The sequence below is a fragment of the Agrococcus pavilionensis RW1 genome (assembly GCF_000400485.1).
GTDB classification, from domain to species: Bacteria; Actinomycetota; Actinomycetes; order Actinomycetales; family Microbacteriaceae; genus Agrococcus; species Agrococcus pavilionensis.
Genome location: NZ_ASHR01000014.1, coordinates 146,477 through 161,404 on the forward strand (window position 1 = coordinate 146,477; position 14,928 = coordinate 161,404).

Consider the following 14,928-nt stretch of genomic DNA (forward strand, 5'->3'; position numbering starts at 1 on the left):
CCCGTAGGCTGGGTCACCATGGCCATCGGCGCGACCGTCCACACCTTCGAGGTGCAGCTCTCCGACGTCGACCGCGGGGTCTACGAGGAGCTCTCGCTCAAGGTCGCGCAGCACCCCTCCGAGACCGCGGCGTTCATGGTGACGCGCGTGCTCGCGCTGTGCCTCGAGCACGAGGAGGGCATCGCCTTCGGCGACGGGCTCTCGGGCGGCGACGAGCCCGCGGTGCTCGTGCGCGACCGCACGGGCGCGCTCGTCGCGTGGATCGAGATCGGCGCGCCCGAGGCCGAGCGCGTGCACCGCGGCAGCATGGCGGCCGATCGCTGCGCCGTCTACACGCACCGCGACCCCGAGAGGGTCGCCGCGCGCTGGGCAGGGAAGCGCATCCACCGCCCCGAGGACGTGCGGCTCGTCTCGTTCGACCCCGGTTTCGTCGACGCGGTCGCCGACGCCGTCGCGCGCCGCACGTCGATGACCGTCTCGGTGACCGAGGGCGTGCTCTACGCCGAGGTCAACGGCCGCGCGCTGTCGACGGCGATCCACGAGCGCCCGGCGGGCTGACGCGCGCTCAGCTCCATCGCGCGGATGCGGGATGATGGAGCACGTGAGTGCATTCGAGCGCAAGCAGCGCGTGGTGATCATCGGCGGCGGACCGGGCGGCTACGAGGCGGCGCTCGCGGGAGCCCAGCTCGGTGCGGAGGTGACGCTCATCGAGCGCGCCGGCGTGGGCGGCAGCGCCGTGCTCACCGACGTCGTGCCCTCCAAGACCCTCATCGCCTCCGCCGAGTCGGCCGCCGCGATCGAGCAGGCCGACGAGCTCGGCGTGCAGCTCTTCGCGCGCGGCGACCGCGACCGGCCGCTGCGCCCCGAGGTCGCGGTCAACTTCACGAAGCTCAACAAGCGCATCCGCCGGCTCGCGAACCGGCAGTCCGACGACATGCGGCAGACGCTCGAGAGCCTGGGCGTGCAGGTCGTCGAGGGCTACGGCCGCTTCACGAGCCCGACGACGGTGGCCGTCTCGACCGGCGGCGCGAACGCGAAGGACTTCGACTCGTTCGAGCTCGACACCGCGGTCGTCTCGGTCGGCGCGCGCCCGCGCGTGCTGCCGAGCGCGCAGCCCGACGGCGAGCGCATCCTCACCTGGACGCAGCTCTACGACCTCGAGGAGATGCCCTCGCACCTGATCGTGGTCGGCTCGGGCGTCACGGGCGCCGAGTTCGCCTCCGCCTACCGGCTGCTCGGCTCGGAGGTCACGCTCGTCTCGAGCCGCGAGCGCGTGCTGCCGGGCGAGGACACCGACGCGGCCGACGTGATCGAGGAGGTGTTCCGCCGCGGCGGGATGCACGTGCTCAACAAGCAGCGCGCGACGAGCGTCGTGCGCGACGGCGACGAGGTCGTCGTGACGCTCTCCGACGGCCGCGAGATCCGCGGGAGCCACTGCCTCATGGCGGTCGGCGCGGTGCCGAACACCGAGGGGATCGGCCTCGACGCCGCGGGCGTGCAGACCACCGACTCGGGCCACATCCGCGTCAACCGCGTCGCGCGCACCTCGGTGCCGCACATCTACGCCGCCGGCGACTGCACCGCGTTCTTCCCGCTCGCATCCGTCGCCTCGGTGCAGGGGCGCACGGCGATCTTCCACGCGCTCGGCGACGAGGTGCGCCCGATCACGCTCCGCAACGTCGCCTCCAACATCTTCACCTACCCCGAGATCGCGACGGTCGGCTGGCAGCAGGCGTCGATCGACGCCGGCGAGCGCGAGGCGCGCATCGTGAAGCTGCCGCTGCGGCACAACCCGCGCGCGAAGATGCAGGGAGTGCAGGACGGCTTCGTCAAGCTCATCGCGGGCACCGACCTCGGCACGATCGTGGGCGGCGTGGTCGTCGCACCACGCGCATCCGAGCTCATCCTGCCGCTCTCGCTCGCGATCGAGCAGCGCCTCACGGTCGACCAGTTCGCGCGCGCGTGGGCCGTCTACCCGTCGCTCTCGGGCTCGATCACCGACGTGGCCCGCTCGATGCACGTCGCGCAGGAGCAGCTCGAGCCCTGAGCCGAGCGCGCCGCCGGTCGCGGCGGGCGGCTCAGGCCTCGTCGGGCGTGATCGAGACGAGGCGGTGGCCCGACGGCACCGTCGCGCCCACCGGTGCGTCGACCGCCGTGACGACCCCGTCGACGGGGGAGGAGAGCGGCTGCTCCATCTTCATCGCCTCGAGCACGACGAGCAGGTCGCCCGCGACGACGCGGTCGCCCTCGGCGACGGCCGCCTTCACGACCGTCGCCTGCATGGGCGAGACGATCGTGCCGGAGCCCACGCCGCCCGCGAGCGCCGTGCGCATCCGCCGCGGAGCGGGCCCCTTGGCGTCCTTCGTGTCGGAGAACAGGCGCTTCGGCATCGACACCGCGATGCGCTTGCCGTCGGCCTCGACCACGACCGTGCGCCGCGGCTCGGGGCCCCCGAGCTCGGAGGGCTCGCCGCCCCACGCGGGGATGTCGTTCTCGAACTCCGACTCGATCCACGACGTGTAGATCGAGAAGGGCGCGTCGCCCTCGGGCGCGAACGCCGGGTGGTCGACGATGCGGCGGTGGAAGGGCAGCACGGTCGGGAGCCCCTCGACCTCGAACTCGGCGAGGGCGCGGCGCGCGCGGGCGAGGGCCTCGGCGCGGTCGCGACCGGTGACGATGAGCTTCGCGAGCATCGAGTCGAAGTTGCCGCCGATGACGTCGCCGGCGACGACGCCGGAGTCGACGCGGATGCCGGGGCCGCTCGGGGCGCGGAACACGCGCACCGGGCCGGGCTGGGGGATGAAGCCGCTGCCCGCGTCCTCGCCGTTGATGCGGAACTCGATCGAGTGGCCGCGCACCTCGGGGTCGTCGTAGCCGAGCGCCTCGCCCTCGGCGATGCGGAACTGCTCGCGCACGAGGTCGATGCCGGTGACCTCCTCCGAGACCGGGTGCTCGACCTGCAGGCGCGTGTTGACCTCGAGGAACGAGATCGTGCCGTCGGCGCCGATGAGGAACTCGCACGTGCCCGCTCCGACGTAGCCGGCGGCGCGCAGGATCGCCTTCGACGCGCGGCGCAGCTCGGCGTCCTGCTCCGCGGTGATGAAGGGCGCGGGCGCCTCCTCGACGAGCTTCTGGTGGCGGCGCTGCAGCGAGCAGTCGCGCGTCGAGACGACGACGACGTCGCCGTGCGCGTCGGCGAGGCACTGCGTCTCGACGTGGCGCGGCTTGTCGAGGTATCTCTCGACGAAGCACTCTCCGCGGCCGAACGCCGCGACCGCCTCGCGGGTCGCGGAGTCGAACTGCTCCTCGACCTCCTCGCGCGTGCGGGCGACCTTGAGGCCGCGGCCGCCGCCGCCGAAGGCGGCCTTGATCGCGACCGGCAGCCCGTGCTCGTCGACGAACTCGAGCACCTCGGCCGCGCCCGCGACGGGGTTGATCGTGCCGGGCGCGAGCGGCGCGCCGACCGACTCGGCGATGTGCCGGGCCGAGACCTTGTCGCCGAGCTGCTCGATCGCGTCGGGGCTCGGGCCGATCCAGATGAGGCCCGCGTCGATGACGGCGCGCGCGAAGTCGGCGTTCTCGGCCAGGAAGCCGTAGCCCGGGTGCACGGCGTCGGCGCCCGAGCGGCGGGCGACCGAGAGCAGCTTGTCGATCACGAGGTAGCTCTCGGCGCTCGTCGAGCCGTGCAGCGCGAAGGCCTCGTCGGCGAGCTGCGCGTGCTGCGCGTCGCGGTCGGGCTCGGCGTAGACGGCGACCGAGCCGATGCCGGCGTCGCGCGCCGCCCGGATGATGCGGACGGCGATCTCGCCGCGATTGGCGATGAGGACCTTGGTGATGCGGCGCATGGTTCTAGAGCCTAAGCGGCAGGACATGGCGGATGCGTGCGCACGCCACACAGGAATGCCCGGTTCGGTTGCGGATTCCCACAGTCGAGGACGCGCAGCGCCCTGTGCGGGGCGGCCCGGCGCGCCTAGCATGGACGCGTGGACCCCGTCGTGCTGGCGCTCGTGGCCGAGTGGTGGTGGATCGCCCCCGCCGGCGCGGGAGCGGGCGCCCTCGGTGTCATCGGCGCGCGACGCGGCCGCCCGGCCGGGCGGCGGCTCGAGCTCGACGCCGCGATGCACGACGTGCGGCGGGCGACGGATGCCGTGACGCGATCGCGCGCGGACCTCAAGGTCGCGCGCGCCGAGCTGCTGCGGACGGAGGCCGAGCAGTCCGCCGGCCGCGTGGGCCTCGGCGCGGTGCTCGAGTCGAAGCGCCGCGTGCAGGCGGCGGAGCGCGCGGTCAAGGTCGCGGTCGCCGACCTCAAGGCCCGGCGCGCGTCGGTGCAGGCGGCGCGCGCGACCCTGCCCGCGAGCCGCGCCCCGCTCGAGGCGATGCCGCTCGCGCGGCTGCGCGACGAGCACGACCGCCTCACAGCGCGTTGGATCGCCTACGAGACCGACGCGGCGAAGGCCATCGACTACCCGGCGATGAGCGACGCGTCGAGCCCCGCGCTGCAGGAGTTCCTGCGCGAGCAGCGGCTCGCGCTCGAGCTGCGCCCCGCGAGCCTCGACACCCGCATGGCGCCCGCCGACTTCGCCGCCTACCGCGACGCCGTGCGGCGCGCGACCCACGCGTTCGACGCCGCCGAGCACGACGCGCGCCGCGGCGCAGGGGAGCGGCCGCCGAGTGCGTCGACGACCACCGACTGGAGCGCGCTCGCCCAGGAGCTGCTCGAGACCGCGCAAGGCGCGATCGCCCGCTCCGCCGAGGCGTGGCAGCGCGACCGGAGGCGCCGCCCCGGCATCTGAGGACCGCGCTTGTGAGTGAGTGCTCACTCATCTACGCTGGGCGCCGTGCCCCCGCCCCGCTTGAGCGCCGACGACCGGCGCGCGCAGATCCTCGACGCCGTGACGCCGGCCGTGCTCGAGCACGGCGCCGCGGTCACCTCGCGCCAGCTCGCCGACGCGGCGGGCGTCGCGGAGGGCACGCTCTTCAAGGCGTTCGGCGACAAGGAGTCGCTGCTCGCCGCGCTCGTCGAGCGCCACATGACCGACGCCGAGCCCGATCTCGACCTGCGCGCCGACTCGGTCGCCGACGTCGTGGCGAGCCTCGTGCCCGTGGTCGTCGAGCGAATGCGGTTCATGTTCAGACTCGTGATGGCGCTCGGTCCCATCGCCCAGCGCGTCGCGGCCGAGCGCCGCGACGACTTCGAGCGCTCGAAGCGCTGCATCGCCGCGCGCTTCGAGCCGTTCGCGCACGACCTGCGCGTCACGCCGCTCGTCGCGGCCGACGTCCTGCGCACGCTCGCGTGGGCCGCCGCCGCGAGCTGGGGCGACGACGAGCCCGTGTCATCGGTCGACGACATCATGCAGGTGCTCCTGCACGGCATCGTCGCCGCCCCCGGTGACGAGCCCCGTGCCGGTGCCGACCCCGAGCGCCGACCCGACGCATCCGCCCTCGAGCCCGTGGAGGCCTGACCCATGCTGTGGAAGCTCATCGTCCGCTACGTGCGGCCGTCGATGCTGTCGCTCCTGCTCGTCGTGCTGTTCCAGTTCGTGCAGTCGGTGCTCACGCTCATGCTGCCGACGATCAACGCCGACATCATCGACGAGGGCGTGCTGCGCGGTGACACCGGCACCGTCTGGCGGCTCGGCGTGCTCATGCTCGCGCTGAGCCTCGGGCAGGTGGCCGCGAACGTGCTCGCCATCCTCTTCGGCGCGCGCCTCGCGATGCGCGCCGGCCGCGACCTGCGCGCCGACCTCTTCGGCAAGGTCGGCGACTTCAGCGAGCAGGACGTGCAGCGCTTCGGCGCCGCGAGCCTCATCACCCGCAACACGAACGACGTGCAGCAGGTGCAGATGCTCATCCTCATGTCGTGCACGATGCTGCTCTCGGCGCCGATGATGGCGATCGGCGGCGTCATCATGGCGATCCGGGCGGATGCGACCCTCTCGTGGCTCATCGCGGTCTCGGTGCCGCTCATGCTCGTCGTGCTCGGCTTCCTCGTCTCGCGCCTCGTGCCGATCTTCCGGCAGCTGCAGGAGCGCATCGACCGCATCAACAAGGTGCTGCGCGAGCAGCTCACGGGCATCCGCGTCATCCGCGCCTTCGTGCAGGAGCGGCGCGAGAAGGCGCGCTTCGCCGTCGCGAACGACGATGTCACCGACGCGATGATCCGCACGGGCAACCTCTTCGTGCTGATGTTCCCGGTCATCATGCTCATCGTCGAGGTCTCGAGCGTCGCGGTCATCTGGTTCGGCGCCGGACTCGTCGATCAGGGCGAGCTCGAGATCGGCACGATGATGGCCTTCCTGCAGTACCTGATGCAGATCCTCATGGGCGTGCTCATGGCCACCTTCATGACGATCATGATCCCGAGAGCGGCGGTCTCCGCCCGCCGCATCGGCGAGGTGCTCGAGACCGAGCCGACGATCGCGCGCGTCGTCGACGGCCGCGAGCAGGCCTCGCCCGGCACGGTCGAGCTGCGCGACGTCGTCTTCCGCTACCCGGGCGCCGAGCACCCCGTCATCGACGGCGTGAGCCTGCGCGCCGAGCGGGGCGAGACGCTCGCGATCATCGGCGCGACCGGGTCGGGCAAGACGACGCTCGTGAACCTCATCCCGCGGCTCTTCGACGCGACGGGCGGCGCGGTGCTCGTCGGCGGGGTCGACGTGCGCGAGCTCGACGCCGAGGCGCTCTGGCGCGGCATCGCGCTCGTGCCGCAGCGCCCCTACCTCTTCGCCGGCACGGTCGCCTCGAACCTCCGCTACGGCAACGAGGACGCGACCGACGAGCAGCTGTGGCGAGCGCTCGAGATCGCGCAAGCGGCGGGCTTCGTGCAGCAGATGCCCAAGCAGCTCGACTCCCGCATCGCGCAGGGCGGCACGAACGTCTCGGGCGGCCAGCGCCAGCGGCTCTCGATCGCCCGCGCCCTCGTCGCCGAGCCCGACGTGCTCGTCTTCGACGACTCGTTCTCGGCGCTCGACCTCACGACGGATGCGCGCCTGCGGTCGGCGCTGCGGGACGCGGTGGGCGAGACCACCCAGATCGTCGTCGCCCAGCGGGTCTCGACGATCGTCGATGCCGACCGGATCGTCGTGCTCGAGCGCGGCCGGGTCGTGGGCTCGGGCACGCACGAGGAGCTGCTCGCGGGCAACGACACGTACCGCGAGATCGTCGAGTCGCAGATGGCAGTGGAGGCCTGAGATGGCACGCGTGAAGAAGGAGCGACCGGCGAAGCCGGAGCCCGAGCTCACCGAGGAGGAGCGGCTCGAGGCCGAGCAGGCTGAGGCCGCGCGCATCGGCGCGGGTGACTGGGAGCCGCCGCCCGGCAAGGCGAAGTCGTTCGGCGCCTCGGCGCTGCGCCTGCTGCGCCTCATGCACCCCTACCGCTGGCTGCTCGCGCTCGTGTTCGCGCTCGGCTCGATCGGCGTCGTGCTCGTGGTGCTCGGCCCGCGCATCCTCGGCGAGGCGACGAACGTCATCGTGCAGGGGCTCGTGCAGCGGCAGATGCCGCCCGGCGCGACGCAGGCGCAGGTCGTCGAGGGGCTCCGCGCCAGCGGCCAGGACGACTTCGCCAACATGATCGAGCGCATGCCCGACCTCGTGCCCGGCGCGGGCATCGACTTCGAGCGGCTCGGCGGCATCCTGCTCGTCGTGCTGGCCGTCTACCTCGCCGGCAGCCTCTTCCAGTGGCTGCAGGGCTTCGTCGTCAACCGGGTCGTGCAGCGCACGGTGCAGGGGCTGCGGCGCGACGTCGAGGAGAAGGTGCACCGTCTCCCGCTCGCGTACTACGACCGCACGCAGCGCGGCGAGCTCCTCTCGCGCGTGACGAACGACCTCGACAACGTCTCGCAGACCGTCTCGCAGACGATGTCGCAGATCGTCACGGGGCTGCTGAGCGTCGTCGGCGTGCTCGTCATGATGCTGACGATCAACGTGTGGCTCGCGCTCATCGCGCTCATCGCGGTGCCGCTCACGGGCATCATCCTCGGCGCCGTGATGGGTCCGGCGCAGGGCCTGTTCAAGGAGCAGTGGCGCCGCACGGGCCGCATGAACGCGATCGTCGAGGAGGCCTTCACCGGCCACGCGCTCGTCAAGGTCTTCGGTCGCGAGCAGGCCGTGCGGGCACGCTTCAAGGAGGAGAACGACGGCGTCTTCGACGCGGCGTTCAAGGCGCAGTTCATCTCCGGGCTCGTCTTCCCGCTCATGACCTTCGTCGGCAACATCGGCTACGTGCTCGTCGCGGTCGCGGGCGGGCTCTTCGTCGCGGCAGGCCAGATCCTCGTCGGCGACGTGCAGGCCTTCATCCAGTACTCGCAGCAGTTCTCGCAGAACCTCGGCCAGATCGGCCAGACCGTCACGATGGTGCAGTCGGGCGTCGCGAGCGCCGAGCGCGTCTTCGAGCTGCTCGACGCCGAGGAGGAGGAGCCCGACGAGGGCGGCGCGACGCCCGCCCCCGGCTCGGGCCGCGTCTCGTTCGAGCGCGTGCGCTTCTCGTACTCGCCCGACAAGCCGCTCATCGACGACCTCTCGCTCGAGGTCGAGCCGGGCCAGACGGTCGCGATCGTCGGCCCGACCGGAGCGGGCAAGACGACCCTCGTCAACCTGCTCATGCGCTTCTACGAGGTCGACGGCGGCCGCATCCTGCTCGACGGCGTCGACACGCGCACGATGACGAGGGATGCGCTCCGCTCGCAGACGGGGATGGTGCTGCAGGACACGTGGCTCTTCGGCGGCACGATCCGCGACAACATCGCCTACGGTCGACCGGACGCGACGGAGGAGCAGATCCTCGAGGCCGCGCGCGCGACGTACGTCGACCGCTTCGTGCACGCGCTGCCCGAGGGCTACGACACCGTCATCGACGAGGACGCGACCAACCTCTCGGCGGGCGAGAAGCAGCTCGTCACGATCGCGCGCGCGTTCCTCGCGCAGCCGAGCGTGCTCATCCTCGACGAGGCCACGTCGTCGGTCGACACGCGCACCGAGCTGCTGCTGCAGCACGCGATGGCGGCGCTCCGCACCGATCGCACGTCGTTCGTCATCGCGCACCGGCTCTCGACCATCCGCGACGCCGACCTCATCCTCGTGATGGAGCAGGGCTCGATCGTCGAGCAGGGCACGCACGACGAGCTCGTCGCGGCGCGCGGCGCGTACTGGCGGCTGCTCAACGCGCAGTTCGAGCAAGCGGCGATCGATCTCGAGGCGGATGCCGGGCTCGCCGAGACGGGCGCGGTGCCGACCCAGCAGTCGACGTAGCCGGTCACGGCTGCAGCGCGCGCCAGGCCTCGAAGTCGTGGATCGCCACGCCCGCGAAGCGAGCATCGCCCGCGAGGCTCCCGGTCACGGCGGCGAGCTCGCGCTCGAGCACGGTGCGGCCGTCGTCGGCGAACGTCTGCCCCGCGCTCGGCTCCGGGTCGCCGACGGGACCCGTCTCGACGCCCACCCGGTAGGGCTTGCGGGCGCCGGCGATCGCACGCCGCGCGGCCGCGCTCGACGCGAGGATGTCGGCCGCGCGGTCGCGGTAGGCCATGAGCGTCACGGCGTCGGCGCGCGCGACGATGTCGCCGAACTGGCGCGGATGCGCTTCGGCGAGCCACGGCGAGAGGTCGACCTCGACCGGCAGGTCGGTGCGCGCCGCGACGTCCCGCACGGTGCGCGCGAGGCCGTCGAGCAGCTCGCGCTCGCGCCCGGCCCAATCGCGGCGGGTCCACGGCTCGACGTCGAGGTGCACGCCCTGGAAGAGGAACGCCGCGGTCGCCCGCTGCATCCACGTCACCGCGTCGGCGCCCGTGGTCCACGAGGGGTCGCCGCCGAGGGCCGAGACGCGCACGCCCGCGCCGCGCAGCGCCGCGACCTGGTCGTGCGTCGCGGGCGTCGGCCCGCCCCACGGCACGCTCACGAACGCCTCGGTCACGCGCTGCTGCACCGCGAGCGCCGCGACCGCGGCCGGGTCCGGCGGCGCGGCCTCGTGCATCCACACCCACATCGCTCGATCCACCACGCTCGTCCCTCCTCGATGCCGGATCCGCGACGCTAGGCGCTCAGCCTGCGAGATCGCAGAGTGCGGTCCGCGGATGCTCGCCGGCTCAGGCGGTGAGCGTCGGCCACGCGACGCCGAGCTCGCGCGCGAGGCGCCGGAGCGCCGGGATGCTCATGCCCACGACCGTCGACGGGTCGCCGTCGATGCGGTCGATGAACGCGGCCCCGCGGCCGTCGATCGTGAAGGCGCCGGCGACCTCGAGCGGCTCGCCGGTGGCGACGTAGGCGTCGATCTCGGCCTCGTCGATGTCGGCGGCGAAGTCGAGGCTCGTCGCCGTCGTGGCGCCGGCCGAGCCGACGACCTCGCCGAAGCGCACGCGCAGCAGCCAGTGCCCCGAGTGGAGCGTCGCCGTGCGGCCGCGCTGCGCGAGCCAGCGCTCCCTGGCGCGCTCGGGCGAGTGCGGCTTGCCGAGCATCGCGCCGTCGAGCTCGAGCGAGGAGTCGCCCGCGAGCACGAGCCCGTCGAAGTCGCTGAGCGGATCCTCGTCGAGGAGCGCCTCGGCCTTCGCGCGCGCGAGCACGAGCACGAACCGCTCGGGCGAGAGCGGCCCGTGCTCCGCCTCGTGCGCCGCGACGAGCAGCTCCTCGTCGAGGTCGGTCGGCCGCACGATCGGCTCGATGCCCGCTTGCCGCAAGAGCGCGAGCCGGGCGGGGGAGGCGGAGGCGAGGATGAGCTGCACGCCACGATCCTCGCATCGGCGGCTGAGCCTCGGCGCCGGGCGATCGGCGCTGCGGCAGTGGCGCGCGAGCGGGCGACTCCCCTAGCGTCGAGCCATGGAGCAGAGCCGACCGACGAAGCTGTCCATCATCGGCGCGGGCGGCGTGGGCGTCGCGATCGCCTACGCCGCGCTCATCCGCGGCTCGGCCGACGTCGTCGCGCTGCACGACCTCGCCGCGGCGAAGGTCGAGGCAGAGGTGCTCGACCTCGCCCACGCGATGCCGTTCCTCGCCGCGAAGAGCATCGAGGGCGGCAGCGACCTCCGCGTCATCGCCGGCAGCGACGTCGTCGTCATCACCGCGGGCGCCAAGCAGGAGCCCGGGGAGCCGAGGCTCGCGCTCGCCGCCCGCAACGCCGACATCGTGCGCGCGCTCGTGCCGGGCATCCGCGAGCACGCGCCCGACGCCATCCTGCTCATCGTGACGAACCCGTGCGACGTGCTCACCGTCGTCGCCCAGCGCGAGAGCGGCCTCGACAGCGCGCGGGTGCTCTCGTCGGGGACGGTCCTCGACACGTCGCGGCTGCGCTGGCGCCTCTCGGAGCTCGTCGGGGTGCACCCGCGCAGCGTGCACGCGCTCATCGTCGGCGAGCACGGCGACAGCGAGTTCCCGCTCTGGTCGCGCGCGAAGATCGGCCCGGTGCTCGTGCGCGAGTGGCGCGAGGACGGCGAGCTGCGCTTCCCGGAGCCCGAGCTCGACCGCATCGCCGACGAGGTCATGCACGCCGCCTACCGCATCATCGAGGGCAAGGGCGCGACCTCGAGCGCGATCGGCGTCTCGACCGCCCGCATCGTCGAGGCGATCCTGCGCGACGAGCGCGCGGTGCTGCCCGTCTCGAGCGTGCTGGGCGGCGAGCTCGGCCTCGAGGGCGTCGCGCTCTCGCTCCCGACCGTGCTCGGGCGCGGCGGTGTCGAGCGCGTGCTCGAGGTGCCGATGGAGCCCGCGGAGCGCGCGGCGCTCGAGCGCAGCGCCGAGGCGATCGCGAGCACGCTGCGCTCGCTCGACTGAGCCGTCCTGCCGCGAGGATGCGGGAGGATGGAGCCATGCCGCAGGACATCGCAGAGGGCCGGATCGTCGAGCTGACGATCGACAACGTCGCGCACGGAGGCCGATTCGTCGGCCGCCACCGCACTGACTCCGATGAGCGCGGGCGGGTCGTGTTCGTGCCCGACACGATGCCCGGTGAGACGGTGCGCGCGCAGGTCGTCGAGGTGAAGAAGTCGTTCGCGACCGCGGTGGCGCTCGAGGTCGTGTCGGCGTCGCCCGACCGCGTCCCGCACGTGTGGGACGAGGCATCCATCGACCGCGCTCCGCTCGAGCGGGCCGGCGGCGCCGAGTTCGGCCACATCGCGCTCCCGCGGCAGCGCGAGCTCAAGCAGCGCGTCATCGAGGACGCGCTCGAGCGCACCGGCGGCATGACGCGCGAGGTGCCGGTCGCGGCGGCGCCCGGCGACGACGAGCGCGGCGGCCTCGGCTGGCGCACGCGCGTGCGGCTCCACGTCGACGACCGCGGCCGCCAGGGCCCGTTCGCGCCCCGCAGCCACGAGGTCGTGCCGGTGGCCGACCTGCCGCTCGCGACCGAGGGCATCCGCCTCTCGGCCCAGCTCGACCAGCGACTGCCGGGCGTCACCGCCGTCGACTACGTGCAGTACGGCGACGAGGTCGACGTCATCGCGATGGAGGGCGCGCCCGAGCGAGGCCGCACCGACACGATCGTCGAGACGGTCGGCGGGCGCGAGTTCGAGCTCGACCGCTCGGGCTTCTGGCAGGTGCACCGCGAGGCGCCCGGCGTGCTGACGGATGCGGTGCGTCGCGCGATCGACGTCGACGCGGTCGACGCGGCGGGCTGGTCGCTCGACCTCTACGGGGGCGTCGGGCTGTTCGCGGCGACGATCGCCGAGGTGCTGGGGGAGCGGACGCGCGTCACGAGCATCGAGGCCGACGAGGTCGCGACCGACCACGCGAGCGAGAACCTCGCGGAGTGGCTCGGCGCGAGCGCCGAGACGGGCCGGGTCGACCGCTGGCTGCGCGAGCTCGCGAAGCGCGCGAGCAAGGCGGAGCGCGAGCGGCTCTCGCGCGGCGTCGTCGTGCTCGACCCGCCGCGCGCGGGCGCGGGCCGCGAGGTCGTCGAGCAGCTCGTCGGGCTCGAGCCGGCGCAGATCGTCTACGTCGCGTGCGACCCGGTCGCGCTCGCGCGCGATGCGAAGCTGTTTGCCGAGCGCGGCTGGAGCGTCGACTCGCTCGAGGCGTTCGACCTGTTCCCGCACACCCACCACGTCGAGGCAGTGGCGTCCTTCCGCCGCTGAGCGATTCCCGACGCCCGGGACGGGCGTCGGCGCTGGCGTCGCGGTGACGGCCCGAAGGGGCCGTCACCCTCAGCTCCAGCGCGCACACCCACCACGTCGAGGCGGTGGCGTCCTTCCGCCGGTAGCCCCATCGCCGAGTGCCGACACTCCGCGATTCGCGGGCCGGGGAGCAGCAGAGTGCCGACACTCTGCGATTCGCGGGCCGGGGAACAGCAGAGTGCCGACACTCTGCGCTGCCGGGCGCAGTAGCATCCGGCATGGCCTTCGACGACGTCCTCGCGAGCCGCTTCGAGCGCGCGAACCTGCTCTACCTCGAGCTCCTCGACGGGCTCTCGCCCGAGCAGCTCGGCTCTCGCCTCCCGGGACTGCCGTCGAGCACGATCGCGGGGCAGCTCTGGTGCGTGCTCGGGGCGCGCGAGAGCTACCCGCGCGCCGCCCGAGCCGGCTCGTGGCAGGGCTTCGGCGGCCCGCTCGAGGAGTGGGAGATGACGGATGCGCCGACGGTGCGCGCCGCCTTCGAGCAGACCGCCGCCGACGTCGCGGTCTGGCTGGGCGAGCTGCGCTCCGATGACGACCTGCGCCTCGCGCTCGCGCTGCTCGAGCACGAGACGCAGCACCACGGGCAGCTCATCCGCTACCTCTACGGGCTCGGCATCCCGCGGCCCGAGTCGTGGCAGCGGCAGTACGCGCTCGACCACGACGACGCGTAGTCAGCCGCCCTTCGCGACGCCGCCCGCTGCGCGCGCCACGACGTGCGCGACGCCGGGGATCGCCGTCGCGCGCCACATCGCGCGCTGCGCCTCGAGCTCGATGCGCGAGTGCGGGGCGAAGGCGCCGGCCAGCCGCCGGCCGCGCGCCTGCTCGCGCTCGAGGACCGGTCGCCACTCGCGCTCGAAGGCGGCGAGCCCGCGCGAGACGTCCGTCGTGTGGCGCGCGAACGCGAGCTCCTCCGCGAGCCGCTCGGCGCCCGCGATCGCCATCGAGGCGCCCTGGCCGGCGAGCAGCGAGACGGCGCCCGCCGCGTCGCCGAGCAGCACGATGCGGCCCCGCACCCACGGCTCGACGACCGTCTGCGCGACCCGGTCGAGGTAGGGCTCGGTCGCGCTGCGCACGGCGCGCCGGCCGAGCACGCCCATGTCGACGACGGCCGCGCGCGCGTCGCGCTCGGCCACGCCGCGCAGCACCGCGAAGCCGGTCACGCCCGTCGTGCCGAGCGGCGCGACGACGAGCTGCCGGTCGAGCTCGACCTGCATCGCGACGCGGCCGCCGAGGTCGGCCGCGAGCTCGGGGTCGTCGCCCGTCCACGCGGCGGCGATGAGGTCGCCCACCGGCCGCACGAAGCGCTCGTGCGGCCCCCACGCGAGCTGCCGCACGCGCGAGCGGACGCCGTCCGCGCCGACGAGCACGTCGCCCTCGAGCCGCTCGCCACTCGAGAGCAGCGCGCTCACGCGACCGCCCTCGTCGTGCACCGTCTCGATCTGCGCGCCCCAGCGCATCCGCACGCCGTCGGGGAGCGCGGCGAGGAGGGCCTCGATGATCTGCGGCCGCAGGATGGTCAGGTAGCGGCCGCCCGCCGCCTGCTCGACGACGGAGATCGGCAGCCGCGAGCGCACGCGCCCCGTGGCGTCGACCGCGCGCACCTCGGGGTAGGACTCGGCGCGCTCGCGCAGCGCCGGCAGCACGCCGAGGCGATCGGCGGCGTCGAAGCCGAGGCCGAAGAAGTCGATGAGGTAGCCGGCGCGGCGCGGCGCGGGAGCCCGCTCGAGCACGTCGACGCTCCAGCCGTCGAGCGCGAGCCGGCCCGCGAGGGCGAGCCCGGCGACGCCGGCTCCGGAGACGATCGCGTGCATCTGCAGACGGTACCGCCTGGAGCGGT

The 14,928-nt window shown here is 73.6% G+C and carries 13 protein-coding genes; 9 read left to right on the forward strand and 4 right to left on the reverse strand.

The window, feature by feature from the left end:
- The first annotated feature begins 18 nt into the window (after positions 1–18).
- Together L332_RS19370 and L332_RS19375 are read left to right on the forward strand one after the other, a co-directional pair.
- On the forward strand, positions 19–558 hold the full coding sequence (locus L332_RS19370) for a YaeQ family protein (protein WP_021009910.1): 540 nt from the start codon (positions 19–21) through the stop codon (positions 556–558).
- A gap of 34 nt (positions 559–592) precedes the next feature.
- A complete protein-coding gene (locus L332_RS19375; protein WP_031223360.1) occupies positions 593–2,047 on the forward strand; it encodes an NAD(P)H-quinone dehydrogenase in 1,455 nt (484 codons plus the stop codon).
- Between the two features lie 31 nt (positions 2,048–2,078).
- Here L332_RS19375 and L332_RS19380 read toward each other — a convergent pair whose 3' ends face one another.
- Positions 2,079–3,845: an acetyl/propionyl/methylcrotonyl-CoA carboxylase subunit alpha gene (locus L332_RS19380; protein WP_021009912.1), complete on the reverse strand. Its 1,767-nt coding sequence runs from the start codon at positions 3,843–3,845 to the stop codon at positions 2,079–2,081.
- Positions 3,846–3,983: 138 nt separating this feature from the next.
- Between L332_RS19380 and L332_RS19385 the strand changes: the two genes are divergently transcribed.
- Genes L332_RS19385 through L332_RS19400 form a run of 4 tightly spaced genes read left to right on the forward strand, consistent with a single transcriptional unit; the run spans position 3,984 to position 9,246 of the window.
- Positions 3,984–4,793 (forward strand): hypothetical protein, encoded by an 810-nt coding sequence (locus tag L332_RS19385; protein WP_021009913.1) that lies wholly within the window; start codon positions 3,984–3,986, stop codon positions 4,791–4,793.
- 45 nt (positions 4,794–4,838) lie between these two features.
- Positions 4,839–5,462: a TetR/AcrR family transcriptional regulator gene (locus tag L332_RS29305; protein WP_158316694.1), complete on the forward strand. Its 624-nt coding sequence runs from the start codon at positions 4,839–4,841 to the stop codon at positions 5,460–5,462.
- Positions 5,463–5,465: 3 nt separating this feature from the next.
- The gene (locus tag L332_RS19395; protein WP_021009915.1) at positions 5,466–7,190 is read left to right on the forward strand and encodes an ABC transporter ATP-binding protein; all 1,725 of its coding nucleotides are present in this window, start codon (positions 5,466–5,468) and stop codon (positions 7,188–7,190) included.
- 1 nt (position 7,191) lies between these two features.
- Complete coding sequence (locus tag L332_RS19400; RefSeq protein WP_021009916.1) at positions 7,192–9,246, forward strand: ABC transporter ATP-binding protein; 2,055 nt, start codon at positions 7,192–7,194, stop codon at positions 9,244–9,246.
- 4 nt (positions 9,247–9,250) lie between these two features.
- Here L332_RS19400 and L332_RS19405 read toward each other — a convergent pair whose 3' ends face one another.
- Both L332_RS19405 and L332_RS19410 read right to left on the reverse strand, forming a co-directional pair.
- The gene (locus L332_RS19405) at positions 9,251–9,991 is read right to left on the reverse strand and encodes a hypothetical protein (RefSeq protein WP_144061017.1); all 741 of its coding nucleotides are present in this window, start codon (positions 9,989–9,991) and stop codon (positions 9,251–9,253) included.
- A gap of 85 nt (positions 9,992–10,076) precedes the next feature.
- Positions 10,077–10,709, reverse strand: a complete 633-nt coding sequence (locus tag L332_RS19410) for a Maf family protein (protein WP_021009918.1) — start codon at positions 10,707–10,709, stop codon at positions 10,077–10,079.
- A 94-nt stretch (positions 10,710–10,803) separates the two neighbouring features.
- Between L332_RS19410 and L332_RS19415 the strand changes: the two genes are divergently transcribed.
- The 3 genes from L332_RS19415 (at position 10,804) to L332_RS19425 (ending at position 13,762) form a co-directional block, all read left to right on the forward strand.
- Entirely contained in the window at positions 10,804–11,754 is a 951-nt protein-coding gene (locus L332_RS19415) for an L-lactate dehydrogenase (protein WP_021009919.1), read from the forward strand.
- A gap of 35 nt (positions 11,755–11,789) precedes the next feature.
- Positions 11,790–13,052, forward strand: coding sequence for a class I SAM-dependent RNA methyltransferase (locus tag L332_RS19420; protein WP_021009920.1), 1,263 nt, complete (start codon positions 11,790–11,792; stop codon positions 13,050–13,052).
- A gap of 257 nt (positions 13,053–13,309) precedes the next feature.
- Complete coding sequence (locus L332_RS19425; RefSeq protein WP_021009921.1) at positions 13,310–13,762, forward strand: hypothetical protein; 453 nt, start codon at positions 13,310–13,312, stop codon at positions 13,760–13,762.
- On the opposite strand, the gene L332_RS19430 is transcribed toward L332_RS19425, so the two are convergent.
- Complete coding sequence (locus L332_RS19430) at positions 13,763–14,902, reverse strand: FAD-dependent monooxygenase (RefSeq protein ID WP_021009922.1); 1,140 nt, start codon at positions 14,900–14,902, stop codon at positions 13,763–13,765.
- Positions 14,903–14,928: the final 26 nt, after the last annotated feature.

Excerpts from the sequence above, each read along its gene's own strand:
- L332_RS19430 (WP_021009922.1), bottom strand. The coding sequence starts at position 14,902 with ATGCACGCGATCGTCTCCGGAGCCGGCGTCGCCGGGCTCGCCCTCGCG.
- L332_RS19420 (WP_021009920.1), top strand. The coding sequence starts at position 11,790 with ATGCCGCAGGACATCGCAGAGGGCCGGATCGTCGAGCTGACGATCGAC.
- L332_RS19400 (WP_021009916.1), top strand. The coding sequence starts at position 7,192 with ATGGCACGCGTGAAGAAGGAGCGACCGGCGAAGCCGGAGCCCGAGCTC.
- L332_RS19370 (WP_021009910.1), top strand. The coding sequence starts at position 19 with ATGGCCATCGGCGCGACCGTCCACACCTTCGAGGTGCAGCTCTCCGAC.
- L332_RS19375 (WP_031223360.1), top strand. The coding sequence starts at position 593 with ATGGAGCACGTGAGTGCATTCGAGCGCAAGCAGCGCGTGGTGATCATC.
- L332_RS19415 (WP_021009919.1), top strand. The coding sequence starts at position 10,804 with ATGGAGCAGAGCCGACCGACGAAGCTGTCCATCATCGGCGCGGGCGGC.
- L332_RS19395 (WP_021009915.1), top strand. The coding sequence starts at position 5,466 with ATGCTGTGGAAGCTCATCGTCCGCTACGTGCGGCCGTCGATGCTGTCG.
- L332_RS19380 (WP_021009912.1), bottom strand. The coding sequence starts at position 3,845 with ATGCGCCGCATCACCAAGGTCCTCATCGCCAATCGCGGCGAGATCGCC.
- L332_RS19425 (WP_021009921.1), top strand. The coding sequence starts at position 13,310 with ATGGCCTTCGACGACGTCCTCGCGAGCCGCTTCGAGCGCGCGAACCTG.